This window comes from Sphingomonas sp. BL-S-25 (assembly GCF_055521555.1).
Genome location: NZ_CM145486.1, coordinates 3,018,630 through 3,034,094, shown reverse-complemented (window position 1 = coordinate 3,034,094; position 15,465 = coordinate 3,018,630). Strand labels below are relative to the sequence as shown.

22 protein-coding genes are annotated in these 15,465 nt (G+C 68.6%); 5 read left to right on the top strand and 17 right to left on the bottom strand.

From position 1 onward, the window contains the following. Positions 1-193 precede the first annotated feature (193 nt). Positions 194-673 carry a hypothetical protein gene (locus ACZ1H8_RS14670; RefSeq protein ID WP_465177917.1) on the top strand — a complete coding sequence of 160 codons (480 nt, stop codon included), beginning with the start codon at positions 194-196 and terminating at the stop codon, positions 671-673. 202 nt (positions 674-875) lie between these two features. After that, positions 876-1,421: a cytochrome b gene (locus ACZ1H8_RS14665; RefSeq protein ID WP_465177916.1), complete on the top strand. Its 546-nt coding sequence runs from the start codon at positions 876-878 to the stop codon at positions 1,419-1,421. A 372-nt stretch (positions 1,422-1,793) separates the two neighbouring features. Here the strand turns inward: ACZ1H8_RS14665 and ACZ1H8_RS14660 are convergent, their stop codons facing one another. The 8 genes from ACZ1H8_RS14660 to ACZ1H8_RS14625 all read right to left on the bottom strand — a co-directional run bounded on the left by ACZ1H8_RS14660 (position 1,794) and on the right by ACZ1H8_RS14625 (position 7,283). Then, a complete protein-coding gene (locus ACZ1H8_RS14660) occupies positions 1,794-2,204 on the bottom strand; it encodes a hypothetical protein (RefSeq protein WP_465177915.1) in 411 nt (136 codons plus the stop codon). 196 nt (positions 2,205-2,400) lie between these two features. Then, the gene (locus ACZ1H8_RS14655; protein WP_465177914.1) at positions 2,401-3,585 is read right to left on the bottom strand and encodes a YXWGXW repeat-containing protein; all 1,185 of its coding nucleotides are present in this window, start codon (positions 3,583-3,585) and stop codon (positions 2,401-2,403) included. A 211-nt stretch (positions 3,586-3,796) separates the two neighbouring features. Beyond that, the gene (locus tag ACZ1H8_RS14650; RefSeq protein ID WP_465177913.1) at positions 3,797-4,285 is read right to left on the bottom strand and encodes a nuclear transport factor 2 family protein; all 489 of its coding nucleotides are present in this window, start codon (positions 4,283-4,285) and stop codon (positions 3,797-3,799) included. Next, complete coding sequence (locus ACZ1H8_RS14645) at positions 4,257-4,547, bottom strand: hypothetical protein (RefSeq protein ID WP_465177912.1); 291 nt, start codon at positions 4,545-4,547, stop codon at positions 4,257-4,259. The genes ACZ1H8_RS14650 and ACZ1H8_RS14645 overlap by 29 nt, the downstream gene beginning before the upstream one ends. Further along, complete coding sequence (locus ACZ1H8_RS14640) at positions 4,544-5,374, bottom strand: Rossmann-fold NAD(P)-binding domain-containing protein (protein ID WP_465177911.1); 831 nt, start codon at positions 5,372-5,374, stop codon at positions 4,544-4,546. Before ACZ1H8_RS14640 ends, ACZ1H8_RS14645 begins: the two co-directional genes overlap by 4 nt. Further along, the gene (locus ACZ1H8_RS14635; RefSeq protein WP_465177910.1) at positions 5,371-5,715 is read right to left on the bottom strand and encodes a winged helix-turn-helix transcriptional regulator; all 345 of its coding nucleotides are present in this window, start codon (positions 5,713-5,715) and stop codon (positions 5,371-5,373) included. The genes ACZ1H8_RS14640 and ACZ1H8_RS14635 overlap by 4 nt, the downstream gene beginning before the upstream one ends. A 138-nt stretch (positions 5,716-5,853) precedes the next feature. Beyond that, on the bottom strand, positions 5,854-6,315 hold the full coding sequence (locus ACZ1H8_RS14630) for a VOC family protein (RefSeq protein ID WP_465177909.1): 462 nt from the start codon (positions 6,313-6,315) through the stop codon (positions 5,854-5,856). Positions 6,316-6,497: 182 nt separating this feature from the next. Further along, positions 6,498-7,283 (bottom strand): hypothetical protein, encoded by a 786-nt coding sequence (locus tag ACZ1H8_RS14625; protein ID WP_465177908.1) that lies wholly within the window; start codon positions 7,281-7,283, stop codon positions 6,498-6,500. A 115-nt stretch (positions 7,284-7,398) separates the two neighbouring features. Here ACZ1H8_RS14625 and ACZ1H8_RS14620 point away from each other — a divergent pair, with 115 nt between their 5' ends. Next, on the top strand, positions 7,399-8,127 hold the full coding sequence (locus tag ACZ1H8_RS14620) for a DUF3800 domain-containing protein (RefSeq protein ID WP_465177907.1): 729 nt from the start codon (positions 7,399-7,401) through the stop codon (positions 8,125-8,127). A 106-nt stretch (positions 8,128-8,233) separates the two neighbouring features. Here the strand turns inward: ACZ1H8_RS14620 and ACZ1H8_RS14615 are convergent, their stop codons facing one another. Together ACZ1H8_RS14615 and ACZ1H8_RS14610 are read right to left on the bottom strand one after the other, a co-directional pair. Next, complete coding sequence (locus ACZ1H8_RS14615; RefSeq protein ID WP_465177906.1) at positions 8,234-9,088, bottom strand: oxygenase MpaB family protein; 855 nt, start codon at positions 9,086-9,088, stop codon at positions 8,234-8,236. 21 nt (positions 9,089-9,109) lie between these two features. Continuing rightward, positions 9,110-9,751, bottom strand: coding sequence for a YbhB/YbcL family Raf kinase inhibitor-like protein (locus tag ACZ1H8_RS14610; protein WP_465177905.1), 642 nt, complete (start codon positions 9,749-9,751; stop codon positions 9,110-9,112). A gap of 225 nt (positions 9,752-9,976) precedes the next feature. Between ACZ1H8_RS14610 and ACZ1H8_RS14605 the strand changes: the two genes are divergently transcribed. Continuing rightward, positions 9,977-11,476: an alpha/beta hydrolase family protein gene (locus ACZ1H8_RS14605; protein WP_465177904.1), complete on the top strand. Its 1,500-nt coding sequence runs from the start codon at positions 9,977-9,979 to the stop codon at positions 11,474-11,476. Positions 11,477-11,692: 216 nt separating this feature from the next. Here ACZ1H8_RS14605 and ACZ1H8_RS14600 read toward each other — a convergent pair whose 3' ends face one another. Both ACZ1H8_RS14600 and ACZ1H8_RS14595 read right to left on the bottom strand, forming a co-directional pair. Further along, the gene (locus ACZ1H8_RS14600; RefSeq protein WP_465177903.1) at positions 11,693-11,827 is read right to left on the bottom strand and encodes a hypothetical protein; all 135 of its coding nucleotides are present in this window, start codon (positions 11,825-11,827) and stop codon (positions 11,693-11,695) included. A gap of 4 nt (positions 11,828-11,831) precedes the next feature. Continuing rightward, positions 11,832-12,005 (bottom strand): hypothetical protein, encoded by a 174-nt coding sequence (locus ACZ1H8_RS14595; protein ID WP_465177902.1) that lies wholly within the window; start codon positions 12,003-12,005, stop codon positions 11,832-11,834. Between the two features lie 88 nt (positions 12,006-12,093). On the opposite strand from ACZ1H8_RS14595, the gene ACZ1H8_RS14590 reads away from it, so the two are divergent. Beyond that, entirely contained in the window at positions 12,094-12,471 is a 378-nt protein-coding gene (locus ACZ1H8_RS14590) for a hypothetical protein (protein WP_465177901.1), read from the top strand. Between the two features lie 108 nt (positions 12,472-12,579). Here ACZ1H8_RS14590 and ACZ1H8_RS14585 read toward each other — a convergent pair whose 3' ends face one another. The 5 genes from ACZ1H8_RS14585 to ACZ1H8_RS14565 form a co-directional block, all read right to left on the bottom strand. Further along, a complete protein-coding gene (locus ACZ1H8_RS14585) occupies positions 12,580-12,813 on the bottom strand; it encodes a hypothetical protein (RefSeq protein WP_465177900.1) in 234 nt (77 codons plus the stop codon). A gap of 36 nt (positions 12,814-12,849) precedes the next feature. Continuing rightward, the gene (locus ACZ1H8_RS14580; RefSeq protein WP_465177899.1) at positions 12,850-13,434 is read right to left on the bottom strand and encodes a hypothetical protein; all 585 of its coding nucleotides are present in this window, start codon (positions 13,432-13,434) and stop codon (positions 12,850-12,852) included. Between the two features lie 64 nt (positions 13,435-13,498). Then, positions 13,499-14,083 (bottom strand): hypothetical protein, encoded by a 585-nt coding sequence (locus tag ACZ1H8_RS14575; RefSeq protein WP_465177898.1) that lies wholly within the window; start codon positions 14,081-14,083, stop codon positions 13,499-13,501. Between the two features lie 64 nt (positions 14,084-14,147). Continuing rightward, complete coding sequence (locus tag ACZ1H8_RS14570) at positions 14,148-14,753, bottom strand: hypothetical protein (protein WP_465177897.1); 606 nt, start codon at positions 14,751-14,753, stop codon at positions 14,148-14,150. A gap of 43 nt (positions 14,754-14,796) precedes the next feature. Beyond that, a complete protein-coding gene (locus tag ACZ1H8_RS14565; protein WP_465177896.1) occupies positions 14,797-15,381 on the bottom strand; it encodes a hypothetical protein in 585 nt (194 codons plus the stop codon). Positions 15,382-15,465: the final 84 nt, after the last annotated feature.

Below are 15,465 nucleotides of genomic sequence, written 5' to 3'. Positions count from 1 at the left end.
TCGGGGCACGGATGGTCGCCGCCCCGCCGGCAGCGTCGCTTGCCTTCCGATCTGCGCAGATTACACTGCACCGACCGCGGCGACGGACAGTGCAATGACCTGCCGACGGATCACATTCCTGGTGGCTACAATACCGCTGGCACTCGCTGGGTGCGGCGCACCGGCAGGTCCGCCGCGAGGGGCGACCAACGATATGAGCGCGGAGCCCTCGTCCACGCCCGTCAATTTCACATTCCCTACCATCCAACTGGACGAGGATCCTTATGCAGATCCCGAGAAACCGGATGGCCCCGCCAGGTCGATCCGCTTCGATGACGGGACCCGGGTGTCGGTGAGAGGATGGAAGATAAACGGTAAGTTCGGACTGAGCAGCGGACTGTGCGGCGTACGAATAGGGCAACAGCGGCTGGCGACGATAGGCGGCGGCAAAACCGATGCATATACCTGCAAGAGACTGGTCGACGCGGGCGCCTTACCATCAACCCGCACCGGGCGAAGGATCGGTTTGATTTACAACGTCTCCAGCCCATCTCCCCCCATGCCAACCTACCAAACCGCGGTCGTCTTGCTGGGCGACGGTGCAGGCTGGCGCGTCGATGTCGATCGGCTGGGCACCTATGACGGCACCCCGGCGGCCCGCTCGATCAGAGCTCTTGCCAAAGCGGTGCGCTGAATCGGAGCAGCCGTCGCCAGGATCACGACAGTTCGAGCCGCTGTCCGTCAGATGTGGCCTCACCGCCCCCTCGCCCTCCCATCCCGCCCCGCCCCGCCGGACCGCGCCGTTTTCCGAACCGGATCGTTTCCAAAGCGGCGCTTTTCCCCGCCCCGCCGCTGTGACAACACCATCGCCTCCGCCCGGAACGAAGGATCGATCGATGCAGGTTCAGGACCGTTATCCCGCAGCGATGCGGCTCCTCCACTGGACCCGCGCCGCGCTGATCCTCGGCCTGATCCTGCTCGGCTGGATCATGACATCGCTGCCCGAAAGCACCGCCGCGCGGTTCGGCTGGTTCTACCCGGTGCACAAGGAGTTCGGCGTGCTCGCCTTCTTGGTCGGCGTCACCGCACTGTTCGTCCGCGCGCGCAGCGCCGTGCCGCGCCACCCGGCGGGCCTGGCCCGCTGGGAAACCACCCTCTCGACCGTCGTCCAGTACGCGATGCTGGCGCTGGCGGTGATCGTGCCGCTGATGGGCTATGCCATGTCCAGCACCTATTCGCACAGCGACGGCGTGCCGTTCTTCCTCGTCGAGCTGCCCGAGCTGCTGGCCAAGAACGACCAGGCCTCCGCCATCTTCGCCTGGCTGCACGAGAAGCTGGCCTATACGCTGCTGGCGCTGGTGGTCCTCCATGTGGCTGGCGTCCTCAAGCACCGCTTCCTCGACCGCGGCCGCGACACCGACGTGCTGCCGCGGATGCTGTAGGGGCTGGCGCGGCGGGCCGCTTACCGATGGCACCGCGCGTGAAGGTATCGCAGCAGGTCGCGGGCGTGGGTGCCCCAATGGGAGAACAGCAGCCGGAACTGGAAGTGCGCATCGCCCATCCTGCACGCGCGCCACAGGCTCACCCGATTCCGCCTCGGGAACGGCTTCGCTGAGAACCGGCGCGGGTCATGCAGTCGCGACGAAAGGATAGTGTATTCGCGCAGAGACGCAGAGGCGCAGAGAGAGTGGTCCGGAGGAGACCACGACGCCGGACAGCAGGCTACTCTGCGTCTCCGCGCCTCTGCGCGAACCAATTGGCCCATCACCCTCGTCGTCCAATGATGGCCATCACCACAACGGCCACCCTCACGATTACGGCTTCATCACTGGCTGATGATACGCCGCCGGCACGCAACTTGCGCTTGCCTTGCGCACGATCCGGCCGAGCCCGGACTCGAAGCGCTGGTCATCGCTCAGCATCGCCGTCCGCCGGTCGAAGGTGAGCAGCCGCTCCTGGCCGCCGCGATGCACGTTCGACAGTTTCACCGGGTTCGACCGGGCGTCGCTTATCCGGTAACTCTGGTCCGCGCCGCACCGGTCATAGCAATAGGTGCCGGTGGCCAGATCGGCGCTGAAGCTGAGCGTATAGGGGACGCGGGTCGGCGGCTTTGCCCCGACCTGCAGCATCTCGGTCCCGGTGCAGCGCTCCGCGATCCGGTCCGCCGCGAGCGCAGGCGTCGATCCGGCAAGGACCATCGTCGCGACGACTAATGCTGGCTTCATCGATACCCCCTCCTCTGATCTCGCATGGTCATGCGCATGGGTGAGTTTGTTCGCGCAGAGACGCGGAGACGCAGAGGGCACCCGCACGCGGCCCAGGTCATCGATCCTGGTGCAGGGCAAACCTCGCCCATCAGCACACCCTCTCTGCGCCTCTGCGTCTCTGCGCGCATCAATCCCAACCTGTCACCCGGCCGCCTCACCCATGATGGTCCCGCCGGTCGTCCCGCCGCGGTGGGGCCTTGGGGCGAGGCGCTGGTGCCGGATGATAGGCCGGGCGCGGCGGGCCGGCGAAGGGGCGCGGGGCCGGCATTGCCATGCGGCGCGGCGGCGGTGCCGGGCGGTCGCTCCAGCCCGATTGCTGCATCCGCGCGTGATCCGGCGGTGGCGGACGGTCCCAGGGCGCACCGCCGCCGCGGAAGTCAGGCCGCGGTCGCGGTTCGGCCATCGCCCGATCACGCGCGGAGGGCGACGGGCCGCCGCGCCGCTCGTCGACCGGCATCGGGCGGTCCATCCGCGGGTCGCGCGGCACCGCATGCGCTGCCGGCATCGGCATCGGGCGACCCATCCGCGGGTCGCGAAACGCCGCGCGGCCATCGGGCGGCACCATGCCCCGCCCCGGTCCGCCCGACGCCATGCCCGGCCCGCCCGGCCGCCCGCCGAACCGCGCCGGGTCGCCATGCAGCGCCGCCCTCGGCGCCGGCAGCGGCCGCGGCGTCGCGACCAGCGGGGGGCGCCCGCGATTGGCGGTGACGAAGGCACGCGGATCGGTGCGCGCCGCGACCAGATGCTGGAACTGATTGCGCGTCGGCGCCAGATGCGCCTCGTGCGCCGCGATCAGGTCCTGGCGCGCCGGCCGCGCCTGCACCCCGCCCGGTCCGCCATTATAGCTGATCCGGGTGATGTGGTTCACCACCACGTTCTTCTGATAGATGTTGGTGATGTGGACGTTGGTGACGTTGGTCACCACGCGGTTGTAATAGACGTGATTGCCGCGCCAATACCCGCCCTCGAAGCCGAAGCCGGTATAGCCATAGCCATAGGGCACGCCACCGTAGAAACCGACATGAGGGCCCCAATAGCCCGAGTGGAAGATATATTCGCCGCCGCTCCATCCCCACCAGGGCGGGGTCCACAACAGCCCCGGTCGCGGCGCCAGCACCCAGGTGCCCGGCACCCAGTAATAATCGTCGACGACATCGTCCCACGCCCAGTAACCGGGCGTCCAGATATAGTCCGGCCCGGGCAGCGGCGGCTGGTCATAGACCGGCAGCGGGGGCGGGGGCACGCCCACGCTGATCCCGATCGAAATCTGCGCGCCGGCCGGCGCCGCGACCGCCAGGGTGACCCCCAGCGAAACCATTGCCGTCATCAACCTGAACATGCGACCTTCCTCACGAAACCCGCCCGTCGCAAAAGGCTGGTCCCGCGGTCCTGAACGCCCGCTTACAATCGCGCGCCATGAACAAGATGTAATCCGGCGTCCATTCTCGCGCCCGATGCCAGTATCGCCGACATCCAGAATTGACGCCGCTACCGGAAACGTCTGAACGCGGCGCCCAGGCTATTGGAACCGAACTTCGCGCAGCCGCCGACTATTGCTTGTGGCGGGTATAGAATTCGCTCGCGATCTTCCACCGCCCGCCGGCCTTGACCAGTTGCAGCGTCTTCCACCCCCAGCTTCGCCCATCGGCGGCGCTGTTCACGAAGACCAGCCGGACATTGGCCAGCGCCCCATCCTGTTCGATCCGCACCTGCTGAAACCGCTGGGTAAAGGGCCGCCCCTCGAACACCCCTTTTCGGAAACGCTCATAATTGGCGAGGCCAGCCGCGCCGGCGTCGCCGGGCAGCACCGGCGCGATCCCCGAAAAGGGAATGTCCCGGCTCAGCAACAATGTCTCGAACAGCGCCTGGTCCTTGGTCGACACCGCGCGGGTATAGGTCGCCAGCAGCCGCTCGATCGCCTGCCGGTCCTCGCGCACGCTGGCAAAGTCCGCCGGGATCCGCTGCACCGCCGGCCCGGCCGCGTAGACTTTGGCACCTCCCCGATGCCCCTCACCCGTCCCGCCGCTCATAATCCTCATCGCACCGCGGCGCGTCCGGCGCCTGTGCGTCCAGCGAGCGGCGATAGGCGATGCATCCCTGCAGGAATCGCGGCCATTCGGGCACCCGGATCGCCGGATCGATCCGCTCGGGCAGCAGCCCCCACAGCTTCGGGTGATGCCAGCACAGTGCATGCCCGCTGGCGTCGCGATGCTCGCGGATCCCGGCGCGCAGCCGCCGCACCTCGGCGATCAGCGCGTCGCGCGCCATCGCCTCGAGATCGCCGTCGGCGTCCGGCGTCATGCCCCGCTCCGCAGCGTCGGATGCAAGGCCGCGGCATAGTCGCGGAACGATCGCGGCGCCCGGCCCAGCGCGTCGGACACGCCGCCCGCAACCGCGCGGTTGCGCCCGTCCAGCGTGGTCATGAAGAGATCGACCAGCACCGGCACCAGCGCGTCGGGCACCCCGCCGGCGCGCAGATCGGCCTCGAACGCGGCGACCGGCAGTTCCTCGCACAGCACCGGCCGCCCGCTCGCCTCGGCCAGGATCGCGCACGCCTCGGGAAAGCGCAGCGCCTCGGGTCCGGTCACTTCATAGACGCGTCCCATCGCCGCCCCGCCGGTCAGCAGCCGCACCGCGACCTCGGCAATGTCATCGGCGTCGACGAACGGCTCCGCCGCGGTGCCCAGCGGGATCACCACCCGCCCGGCGGCGACCGCGTCGGCCAGGAAGCTCTCGGAGAAATTCTGTGCGAACCAGCTCGACCGGATCACCGCCCAGGCGACCCCCGCCTGCGCCAGCGCTGCTTCCGCCGCCAGCGCGCCCGGCTCTCCGCGCCCGGACAGCAGCACCATCCGCTCCAGCCCGGCCGCCGCCGCAAGCTGCGCGATCCGGCCGATCCGGTCGGCGGCATCGGGCACCGACAGGTCGGGCTGAAAGCTGACATAGGCCGATGCGCATCCGGCCAGTGCCGCCGCCCAGGGCGCGGGATCGTCCCAGTCGAACGCCGGCTCGGTCGAGCGCGACAGCGGCCGGACGCCGTGCCCCGCCGCCGTCAGAAGCTTCGCCACCCGCCGGCCGGTCTTCCCCAGTCCGCCGACAATCGCGATGGGTCGCCGATCGATGCTCATGCCCGTCCTCCCTTGCGCCGTTCGAGATAGGTTTCGCCCCACGCCTCCAGCGCCTCCATGATCCCGGCCAGCTGCGCGCCGTGCGGGGTCAGGTGATAGCGATGGTCGGCGTCGCGCCCGATCACCCCGTCCGCGCTCAGCTCGCGCAGCTGCCGTGTCAGCGACTGGTCGCTGATCGTGCCGACCTGTTCGCGGATCTCGGCATAGCGCCGATGGTCCTGATGGATGCTGCGCAGGATCGCCGGCTTCCACTTGCCGGAAATGACGCTGATCGCCGTCCGCACGGGACAGGCGCGTTCCAGGCCGCCGATCTGGCGGGCATTGCCAAGGGGATCGTCCATGCACCCGAGGGTGGCCCGGCCCGCGGCCGAATTCCACGCCCAATTTCGTGAGTGGCGACGCGCCCGCCCCACGGCCGGGCGGACTCAGCCCCGCCGCCCGTTCGTGCGGAGCCTGTCGAGTCCCGCCCGCGCGCGCAGCTATTCGGGCTTGGGCTCCCAGAACTGGATCCGCGTGCCGTCGGGATCGAGGATCGAGGCGAACTTGCCGAACGGGTCGCTATCGTCGCGCTTCAGGATCGCCACGCCCTTCGCCTTCAGCCGCGCGACGAACGCGTCGAGATCGTCGACCGCAAAGGTCAGCATGAACTCGCGCGTCGACGGCGCCATCTCCCTGGTCGCCAGGTCGAACGCGGTCACGATCACCACCGGCGGATGCTTCGGCGCATCGTAACGCAGCTGCGCGCCGCCCCATGCCTCGACATCGATGCCGAGCACGTCGCGGTACCAGGCCATCAGCGCCTTGGGGTCCTTGCTCTTGAAGAAGATCCCGCCGACCCCGGTGATGTGCCCGGGCAACTGCGGCGCCTGCTGGGCAAGAACGGCGGTCGGCGAAAGCGCCGCGATCAGCGCGGCGGACAGGAACAGCGCAAGATGTCGCACCCGAAACCCCCTTGTCGAAGTCGCGACTCGACATCATCACCGCGCCGCGGACCAAGCGTATCGCGTCACCGCCGCCGGGTCATCGGTGAGGAAACCGCACCGGATCGATCCTCTCATTATAGCGATGGGCCCAGCGCATCGGCGACCCGCTGCGGACGAACCGTGGCTACAGGCCGTCCTGCTTAGGGGGCGCGCAGCCCGATCGTCGCGGTGCGGAACAGGCTGACCAGCTGGAGCCGCTGCACCTGGCGCGCCTCGAACGGCTGGTCCTTCGGCACCCCGGCCAGCGCGGCGCAGCGCATCGTCTCGTCCTCCTCGGCCACTTCCTCGTCGCACCGCGCAACCCAGCCGGCCTTCGCCGCCGCCGCCGCGCGATAGCGCTGCCGCGCCTGGTCGCACAGGTCGGGCCGGGCATCGGTGCACCCCATCGCCAGCCCCAGCCAGGCGAGATAGTCGCGGTCCCACGCCGCGCCGGGCTTCAGCCGCACCGCGCTGCGAGCCGGCACGCTGCGCGCCAGCTGGGCACAGCCCTCGCCATCGATGAACGGCGCCGGATTATGGAGGAAACATGCCTTGGACAGCGCGGCGAACGCCGCCCCGGGCTGCGCCGCCCCGACCGCCCCGTCGCGGTACATCACGCCCAGATAGCGGCAGGCATAGGGCCCGATCCCGACATCGTCCGACGCACACACCGCCGCCATCCGCCGCTCGCCCATCGCCGCATCGCGCAGCGCCGGATCGTTCAGATACAGCTTGCCCGCCTCATAGCATCCGCCCTGCTGAAACCCCGCCTCGCAGGACCGGTCATACGCCGCCAGCGCCGCGACCTTGTCGCCGCGCTTCTCCGCCGCAACGCCCGCGCTCCAGCAGGTGTCGACATTGTTGTCCTGGGCACAGGGGGCGTCTTGCGCCGAATTTGCGCCGGGCGACATCACACCCACCATCATCGTGAGAACCGAGAGCATCATCGTGATGCTCTAACCGAAACCCATCTCTTCACGCCAGCACCCCACCAACCTTGTCGCTCCCACCCGGTCACCAGCGAGAGTTGATTCACAGGAATCAAAGCCGCAAAAGATCGTGGTGACATTCAGCGACTATATTGTCTTCGCCGACGAAAGTGGCGACCATGGATTGGTCACGATTGACCCGCAATTTCCAGTCTTTGCGTTGGCTTTCTGTGCTTTCGACAAGATCGCTTACACCGATCAGGTAGAGCCGGCCTTCCGTCGGCTGAAATTCAAGTATTTCGGGCATGACGCCGCCATTCTCCACGAACGGGAAATCCGTAAACAGGAGCCCCCGTTCGCGTTTCTTCGGCAGGACGCTGCGCTACGCGACACGTTCATGGCGGATTTGAACGCCATCATGGCCGACGCTCCCTTTCGCGCTTACGTTGCCGTGATCGACAAGGTCAGACACAGGGCGCGCTATGCAGACCCGTGGAACCCGTACGAGATTGCCATGCAATTCTGCATGGAGCGACTGAGCATCGCACTGGCGGCAGAGGGCCAGACCGGGCGCCTGACCCATGTGCTCTTCGAGGCGCGAGGGCGGGAGGAAGACCGGCAACTCGAGCTCGAGTTCCGACGCCTCGCTGCCAATGGGAAACGGTGGGGCTGGCGGGAAGTCGATTTCGGTCGGACCCCGCTTGAGCCGGTGTTCATGCCAAAAGCCGCCAATCTCGCAGGTCACCAACTGAGCGATCTGATCGCGCGGCCGCTGGCGCTGCGGGTGATCCGGCCCGATCAAGCCAACCGTGCGTTCGACATCGTCGCCGACCGCATTACGGACTTCGAGATTTTCCCATAATCAAATAAACGAAAGGGCCCCGGTTAGCCCGAAGCCCTGACGTCGACCGGGAAAGCCCAATCCTTGCACCGGATATAAGAGCCGCGCGTACGGCGCGCAACTCCCCTCACTTCACCCCGCCCCCGAACGCCCAGCGCATCGTCCCCGCAATCCCCGCGGTCGCGCTGCGCACCAGCGGGGCCGTCGCGCGCGCCTGGCCCAGCCGGTGCATCTCGCGCGCCCAGTCGGGGAGCAGATCGACCGCGGCGCGCATGATCAGCGCCTGGGCCGGGGCCATCACCAGCGACGGATAGGGCTGGTGCAGCACCTTGTCCGCCACCGCGCGGGTGCGGTCGTCGGCGACCAGTTCGGGGCGGAAGCGCGCGATCAGCGCCTCCGCCTCCGCCCGCGTTCCGGGCACCGGATCAGCATCCAGCGCGCGGGCGATGTCGGCGAATTCCAGGAAATACCGGTCCTGGTCCGCCGCCGACATGTTCGGCTCGCCATAGCGGATCCACGCGTCGAGAAAGCTCACCGCCTCGGTCACATGTACCCAGGCCAGCAGATGCGGGTCGGTCGCGCGATAGGGCGTCCCGTCGGGCAGCGTCCCGCGGACATGCTCGTGCACCGCGCGCACCTTCGCGATCGCTGCCTGCGCCAGCGCGCGCTCGCCGTATGTCGTCACCGCGATGAACCGCGCGGTGCGCCGCAGCCGCCCCAGCATGTCCTCGCGAAAGGTCGAATGGTCCCACACCCCGGCCAGCGCCGAGGGGTGCAGCATCTGCAGCAGCAGCGCCGAGACCCCGCCGACCATCATCGACGTGACGTCGCCATGCACGCGCCAGATCACCGAGTCCGGCGGGTACAACGCATGGTCCGACCGCACCACCGGCGTCTCGCCGCGCTCGGCATCGTTGAAGATGTTGCGGATCGTGCCGATCAGCATCCGCCGCACCGGGCCCGCGCCCAGATCGATCGCCATGGCTCCGCCCGCTCCCCCGCTTCAGGCCAGCGCCGGCCCGGCACCCGTCGGCACCGCCGCCGGATCTTCGCCCGCCATAGGCGCACCCTCGCCGCGCGAATAGGTACCGATCAGCACGCCCGCGCCCAGCACCCGGCCCGCAATCGCCTCGACGATCGCCGAGCGCCCGGGGCTCTCGTCCAGATCGGCCAGGCTCGACAGCGCGAACAGCTGGAACACATAGTCATGGCTGCCATGGCCGGTCGGCGGATCGGGCGGCAACCAGCCTTCGCCCAGATAGCTGTTGCGTCCGACATCCGGCCCCGCCTCCACCGCGACATCGGCGACGATCGCCCCTTCGGCCAGCCGGTGGTCGTCCGCCGGGATCGCCCAGACCACGGCATGGACCAGAGGCTGCGGCGTCGGCGCATCGGCATCCTCGACGATCAGCGCGCACCCCGCCGTCCCCTCGGGCAGCGGCCCCCAGACGAGCGGCGGCGACACCCCCTCGCCATCGGCGGTAAACCGATCGGGCAGCCGCGCGCCCGCGGCAAAGGCCGGACTGGACAGGTCGATCTCGGCCACCCCCTCGGCAATACCGGGCTGCGCGACGACCAGCTTGCCATGCCCGGCGCGCACCGAGGCGAAGAGGGACCCGAGCCAGGCGGGAACATGTTCGAGCATGCGGACTCCTGATGCAGTGGTGCGGTCAACGGGTTGGCGGCGACATGGGTCCCGATCCTACATCCTTCTCCCGGCGGGAGAAGGAAGGGGCCCGCTCGCGAAGCGAGTGGGAAGGATGAGGGGGACGACGCCACCTTCGAACACCAGCGCTCCTATGCAAATCGCATTCCCTCTGCTTCACTCCCCCAAACGCGCCCAGCACACGCGCACCGGGGAGGAACCACCATGCCAGCCCAAATCACCCGCATACTCACCCTCCTCGCCGCCCTCCTCCTCCCCCACCCCGCCAACGCCCAGCCCGTCACCCCCAGCACCGCCTGGCAAATCTACGGCGCGCCCTCGGCCCACAGCCTCGACCCCGCCGTCCCCGGCAGCGCCACCGTCACCATCCAACCCCCGACAAAGCGCGCCGAACCCTGGTCGAGCGGCGCCGGCATCCCCATCCCCGGCGCGATTGCGGCGGGCGAGCGGGTCACCGCCGCCTTCTGGGCTCGCGCCGCCCGGCCGCTGCGCCTCACCGCATCGCTCCAGGGCAGCGCCCCCGATTACAAATCCTTCGCCAGCGCGCCCATGTCGCTCACCCCGAAATGGCAGCTCGTCACCATCTCCGGCGTCGCGCCGGCCGCCTTCGCCGCGGACAGCCAGTCGCTGTCGCTCCAGCTCGGCCATGCCGATGCCGAGGTGGCGCTCGGCCCGGTCGCCTTCGTCCGCGGACCCGTCGACCGCGCCGCGCTCACCCGCATCTTCGCCGAGTATCGCCCGAGCAGCATCGCGGTCGACCTGCGCATCGCGTCCGAGCCCGGCGTGACGCTGGCCGCGACGCTGCACCTCCCCACCGGGCGCGGCCCCTTCCCGCTCGCGGTGATGATCCAGGGCCATGGCCCCAATGGCCGCGGCGGCTTCGTGCCGCTGATCGACCGGCTGACCGGCCGCGGGATCGCCGCGCTCGAATATGACAAGCGCGGCATCGCCGGCTCTACCGGCACCTATGTCGAGGATGTCGCCCGCCTGACCGCCGATGCCGCCGCCGCGGTCGCGGCGATGCGCGCCCGCCGCGACATCGACCCCGCGCGCATCGCGCTGATCGGCCACAGCCAGGGCGGGGTGGTCGCCCCCGCACTGGCCGCCGCCGATCCCCGGATCGCGGCGATCGTCACGCTGGGCGGATCGGTCGGCGACGGCTTCCCCTATCTCCACCGCGCCATCCTGGGCCAGATGGTCCATGCCGGCGTCCCCGAAGCCGCGGCTACCCCGGCCGCCGACGCCTCGATCGCCCTGCTCCAGGCGCGCGCCGACAAGGCACCGCCCGCCACCATCGCCGCCCTGCGCAGCGCCGCGATCGACCGCTTCGAGGCCGCCGGTCTCCCCCGCCCCCAGGCCGAGGGCGCGCTGACCATGATCGACACGCCCGAGGCATGGGCGGCCAACAGCCTGCGCTCCGCCTCCGACCTCGCCGCGCTGCGCATCCCCGTACTGGCGGTGTTCGGCGAGAGGGACCCGCTGGTCATCGCCACCACCGAAGCCCCCGCCGCCCGCCAGGCCCTGTCCGCCAACCCCCGCGCCCGCGTCGTCGTGCTGAGCGGCCTCAGCCACTGGTTCCAGGAAGGCACCGTCACCGGCAACGCGGACGAAGTCGCGAAGCTCGGCCCCAATCTGGGCTCGCCGCGTCTGGTGATGCTGGTGGGGGATTGGCTGAACGAGGTGCTGGCGGAGAGGAAGCGGTAGGACGAATCCCTAAACCATCCTGACCATTTCGCTAAAGCTCCTTCTCCCCTTGTGGGAGAAGGAAGGGGCCCGCTGCCGAAGGCAGTGGGAAGGATGAGGGGGACGTACGATCAAGGCAGGTGAGCGCCTGAAACGTCCCACTCGTCCTTCCCTCACCCGCCGATACCCACACGGCGAACGCCGAGCCGCCTCTCGGACCTGCTCGTCGGTGAACAGTCATTCCAGCGCCACGTCGACCGCCAGATACCGAATGCGGAACGCCAGCGAATAGGGGCTGTCCCCACTGCGGCCCAGCACATGCGCGGTATAGAAATTCCCCGCCGCCATCTGCCGGTGACGCGCATCCCCCATCCCGTCACCGGCCAGGCCCGGACGGGGCAACCGGCGGCTGGCCGCGATAGAAACGCATCATGTCATCCCGGACCGCCCACAAGCCGAAGCCCAGGCCGAGCAGCGCCAGAAGGACGGCCCCGAGCACAAGCCCACCGACCAGGCGCCAGCGAGAAGGAATATCGGCAATCGGACGCATCGCAGCGTTTCTCCCATCATGTCACTTTGGTGCGGCGCCCCGAGACTAGTGACGTTATGCTTCCGCAAGCAAAGCCGAGGAACCGCCCATGCGCAACCAGCTACAACGCGCCGTCACCGCACTGGCGCAACCCGCCGAGGTCCAGTTGTCGCTGTTCCCCGACTTCGTGTGCAAGGCGGACGAACTGGCACTCGATTTCGAGGATGGCCTGTACGAGATGGTCGGCTACGAGGCGTCCTTCACGGACGCGCAACGCGCCGCGATCGACGCGATCGACCATCTGCTTTCGTCGATCTCCGGCAGCCGGCATGCCGCGCTGTGGACCGAGGCGGCCCTTAGCGAGCACCCGGTCTGGGACGAGATCCGCGACTTGGCAAAGGCCGCCGCCGCAACCTTCGGCTGGGACCTCCAAGCGATCCCCGCGTCGGACGCCGTCTATATCCCCGCTGCCCGGGACGGCGGCTGACCCGGCTACAGCCGTCCGATGCCGGCAGTCCGACCGCTTCCGCCTCGGTCCGCGATGGCCCGGACGATGCAATCGATCACCGCCCCGCCCGTCACGATCAGCCATCCCTCACCGATGCCGGCGATGCCCCAAAAGCCGCGCCACGCCCGCCCAAAGGACGATCAGCACACCACCGACCCCAAGCACCCACTCCAAGGCGGCGCGCAGGTCGGGCGCCTCTGCCAGCCGAAGCGCGAACAGCGTCGCCATCGCGCCCAATAGGATCAGCATCGCCCGCTCCAGAAAGGCCTTCAGCCCTTCGAGCATGGCATCGACCGCTTCGGCCCCCAATCGGTCCATCATCTACTCGTCTCCCTGCACGCCATCACCCGCCGCCCCTCAATCCGGGGTCGACTGGATCTGGCACACCAGCGCAACCCTGCCGTCGCCCAGATCGTCCAGCGAGAGCTCGGTATGGGGGCGGTTCCCGATCAATCTGCTGTAATGCCGCATCCTGTACCGGTCATGGGACGCCCGATCCAGGTCCAGCCGCGCCGCCTTGACGACCTGATCCACCGTGACGTGGTCACCGAACGTCGTGATATACATCGCGTTCGCATCGCCGATCATCCCGTTGATCCGCACCGACCGCACGGCCAGGCCGAGCAGCGTCATGCCAGGCGGCGCCGCGATTTCCCCGCCAACGCTCTCCAGATCGCCGTCGCGCGCTTCCCTGCTGAAGCCAAGCGCCCGCAACGCCTTCAGATCCTCGGCCCGCTCGGCGCGCCCCGCCGGGGTTCCGTGAGTCCTCCGGTAAGCGGCCAGCGGGTTCTCGTCGAAGACACAGGCGAGCGCCTTCCGATATTTGTCCGGCAGGCCCGCGGGGGCAGCGGAAGGCGACGCCACCTTCTCCATCGCCGCCGCCCGTTCGGCAGCCTGCCCACGTTGATCCGACGCCCCGCTGCACGCGGTCAGCACGATCATGCACGGCAGGACGATCCTCATGACCGACGCGGCGATGTTGCGGGCAACCGGATCAGCCTCCCGATCAATGCGGCGTCCCCTGCACCTGGCAGAGCAGCACGATCCCGCTGGCATTCCGGTCGTTCAAGGAAAGATTCGTATATGGGTTGGTACCGATCAACCTGCTGTACCGCCGCGACTTGTACCGGTCATAGAATTTGCGATCCAGTTCCAGCCTTGCTGCCTTCACGACCTGATCGACGGTGACGCGGGCATCGAACCGGGTGACGTACATTGCGTTGATATCGCCGATCATGCCGTTGAGCTCGATGCGGCGAACAGGCAGGCCGAGCAGGGTCATGCCGGGCGGCGCCGCGATTTCCCCGCCGACACTCTCCAGATCCCCGTCGCGCCCCTCTCTCGCAAAGCCGAGCGACCGCAACGCCTTCAGATCCTCGACCCGCTCGGCGCGCCCCGCCGGCGTCTCGTGCGTCCTTCTGTAAGCGGCCAGCGGGTTCTCGTCGAAGACACAGGCGAGCGCCTTCCGATATTTGTCCGGCAGGCCCGCGTGGGCAACGGAAGGCGACGCCACCTTATCCATCGCCGCCCGCCGCTCACCAGCCTGCCCACGTTGATCCGACGCCCCGCCGCACGCGGTCAGCACGATCATCCAGGGCAGGACGGTCTTCACGACCGGCGCGGCGATGTTGCGGGCAACCGGATCAGGCTCGCGCTCAATCCGGCGTTCCCTGGACATGGCACACCAGCTCGACCCCACTACCACCCCGGTCGTTCAGGGAAAGATCCATATAGGGGTTTTCGCCGATCAACCTGCTATACTCCCGCAACTTGTACCGGTCATAGGACGCGCGATCCATTTCCAGCCGCGCCGCCTTCACGACCTGATCCGCCGTGACACCGGCATCGAACCGGGTGACGTACATCGCGTTCACATCGCCGATCATGCCGTTGAGCTCGATGCGGCGAACGGGCAGGCCGAGCAGGGTCATGCCAGGCGGCGCCGCGATTTCGCCGCCGACGGTCTCCAGATCCCCGTCGCGCCCCTCTCTCGCAAAGCCGAGCGCCCGCAACGCCTTCAGATCCTCCGCCCGTTCGGCGCGCCCCGCCGGGGTTTCGTGGGTCCTCCGGTACGCGGCCAGCGGGTTCTCGTCGAAGACACAGGCGAGCGCCTTCAGATATTTGTCCGGCAGGCCCGCGTGGGCAACGGAAGGCGACGCCACCTTATCCATCGCCGCCCGCCGCTCAGCAGCCTGCCCGCGTTGATCCGACGCCCCGCTGCACGCCGTCAGCACGATCATCCAGGGCAGGACGGTCTTCACGACCGGCGCGGCGATGTTGCGGGCAACCGGATCAGGCTCGCGCTCAATCCGGCGTTCCCTGGACATGGCACACCAGCTCGACCCCACTACCACCCCGGTCGTTCAGGGAAAGATCCATATAGGGGTTTTCGCCGATCAACCTGCCATACTCCCGCAACTTGTACCGGTCATAGGACGCGCGATCCATTTCCAGCCGCGCCGCCTTCACGACCTGATCCGCCGTGACACCGGCATCGAACCGGGTAACGTACATTGCGTTGATATCGCCGATCATGCCGTTGAGCTCGATGCGGCGGACGGGCAGGCCGAGCAGGGTCATGCCGGGTGGCGCCGCGATTTCGCCGCCGACACTCTCCAGATCCCCGTCACGCCCCTCTCTCGCAAAGCCGAGCGACCGCAACGCCTTCAGATCCTCGACCCGCTCGGCGCGCCCCGCCGGCGTCTCGTGCGTCCTTCTGTAAGCGGCCAGCGGGTTCTCGTCGAAGACACAGGCGAGCGCCTTCCGATATTTGTCCGGCAGGCCCGCGTGGGCAACGGAAGGCGACGCCACCTTATCCATCGCCGCCCGCCGCTCACCAGCCTGCCCACGTTGATCCGACGCCCCGCTGCACGCGGTCAGCACGATCATGCACGACAGGACGATCCTCACGACCGACGCGGCACGCCGCGGCGCCCGGCCGATTGCCCGCCGATCGACGGCACCAAAGACGGC

What these genes read in the sequence shown, in the direction of transcription:
- ACZ1H8_RS14670 (WP_465177917.1), top strand. Translation starts at nt 194, where the DNA reads ATGAGCGCGGAGCCCTCGTCCACGCCCGTCAATTTCACATTCCCTACC.
- ACZ1H8_RS14665 (WP_465177916.1), top strand. Translation starts at nt 876, where the DNA reads ATGCAGGTTCAGGACCGTTATCCCGCAGCGATGCGGCTCCTCCACTGG.
- ACZ1H8_RS14600 (WP_465177903.1), bottom strand. Translation starts at nt 11,827, where the DNA reads ATGGGGGATGCGCGTCACCGGCAGATGGCGGCGGGGAATTTCTATACC.
- ACZ1H8_RS14575 (WP_465177898.1), bottom strand. Translation starts at nt 14,083, where the DNA reads ATGATCGTGCTGACCGCGTGCGGCGGGGCGTCGGATCAACGTGGGCAG.
- ACZ1H8_RS14580 (WP_465177899.1), bottom strand. Translation starts at nt 13,434, where the DNA reads ATGATCGTGCTGACCGCGTGCAGCGGGGCGTCGGATCAACGTGGGCAG.
- ACZ1H8_RS14590 (WP_465177901.1), top strand. Translation starts at nt 12,094, where the DNA reads ATGCGCAACCAGCTACAACGCGCCGTCACCGCACTGGCGCAACCCGCC.
- ACZ1H8_RS14645 (WP_465177912.1), bottom strand. Translation starts at nt 4,547, where the DNA reads ATGACGCCGGACGCCGACGGCGATCTCGAGGCGATGGCGCGCGACGCG.
- ACZ1H8_RS14595 (WP_465177902.1), bottom strand. Translation starts at nt 12,005, where the DNA reads ATGCGTCCGATTGCCGATATTCCTTCTCGCTGGCGCCTGGTCGGTGGG.
- ACZ1H8_RS14660 (WP_465177915.1), bottom strand. Translation starts at nt 2,204, where the DNA reads ATGAAGCCAGCATTAGTCGTCGCGACGATGGTCCTTGCCGGATCGACG.
- ACZ1H8_RS14655 (WP_465177914.1), bottom strand. Translation starts at nt 3,585, where the DNA reads ATGTTCAGGTTGATGACGGCAATGGTTTCGCTGGGGGTCACCCTGGCG.
- ACZ1H8_RS14650 (WP_465177913.1), bottom strand. Translation starts at nt 4,285, where the DNA reads ATGAGGATTATGAGCGGCGGGACGGGTGAGGGGCATCGGGGAGGTGCC.
- ACZ1H8_RS14610 (WP_465177905.1), bottom strand. Translation starts at nt 9,751, where the DNA reads ATGCTCGAACATGTTCCCGCCTGGCTCGGGTCCCTCTTCGCCTCGGTG.
- ACZ1H8_RS14585 (WP_465177900.1), bottom strand. Translation starts at nt 12,813, where the DNA reads ATGATGGACCGATTGGGGGCCGAAGCGGTCGATGCCATGCTCGAAGGG.
- ACZ1H8_RS14565 (WP_465177896.1), bottom strand. Translation starts at nt 15,381, where the DNA reads ATGATCGTGCTGACCGCGTGCAGCGGGGCGTCGGATCAACGTGGGCAG.
- ACZ1H8_RS14625 (WP_465177908.1), bottom strand. Translation starts at nt 7,283, where the DNA reads ATGATGCTCTCGGTTCTCACGATGATGGTGGGTGTGATGTCGCCCGGC.
- ACZ1H8_RS14615 (WP_465177906.1), bottom strand. Translation starts at nt 9,088, where the DNA reads ATGGCGATCGATCTGGGCGCGGGCCCGGTGCGGCGGATGCTGATCGGC.
- ACZ1H8_RS14605 (WP_465177904.1), top strand. Translation starts at nt 9,977, where the DNA reads ATGCCAGCCCAAATCACCCGCATACTCACCCTCCTCGCCGCCCTCCTC.
- ACZ1H8_RS14635 (WP_465177910.1), bottom strand. Translation starts at nt 5,715, where the DNA reads ATGGACGATCCCCTTGGCAATGCCCGCCAGATCGGCGGCCTGGAACGC.
- ACZ1H8_RS14640 (WP_465177911.1), bottom strand. Translation starts at nt 5,374, where the DNA reads ATGAGCATCGATCGGCGACCCATCGCGATTGTCGGCGGACTGGGGAAG.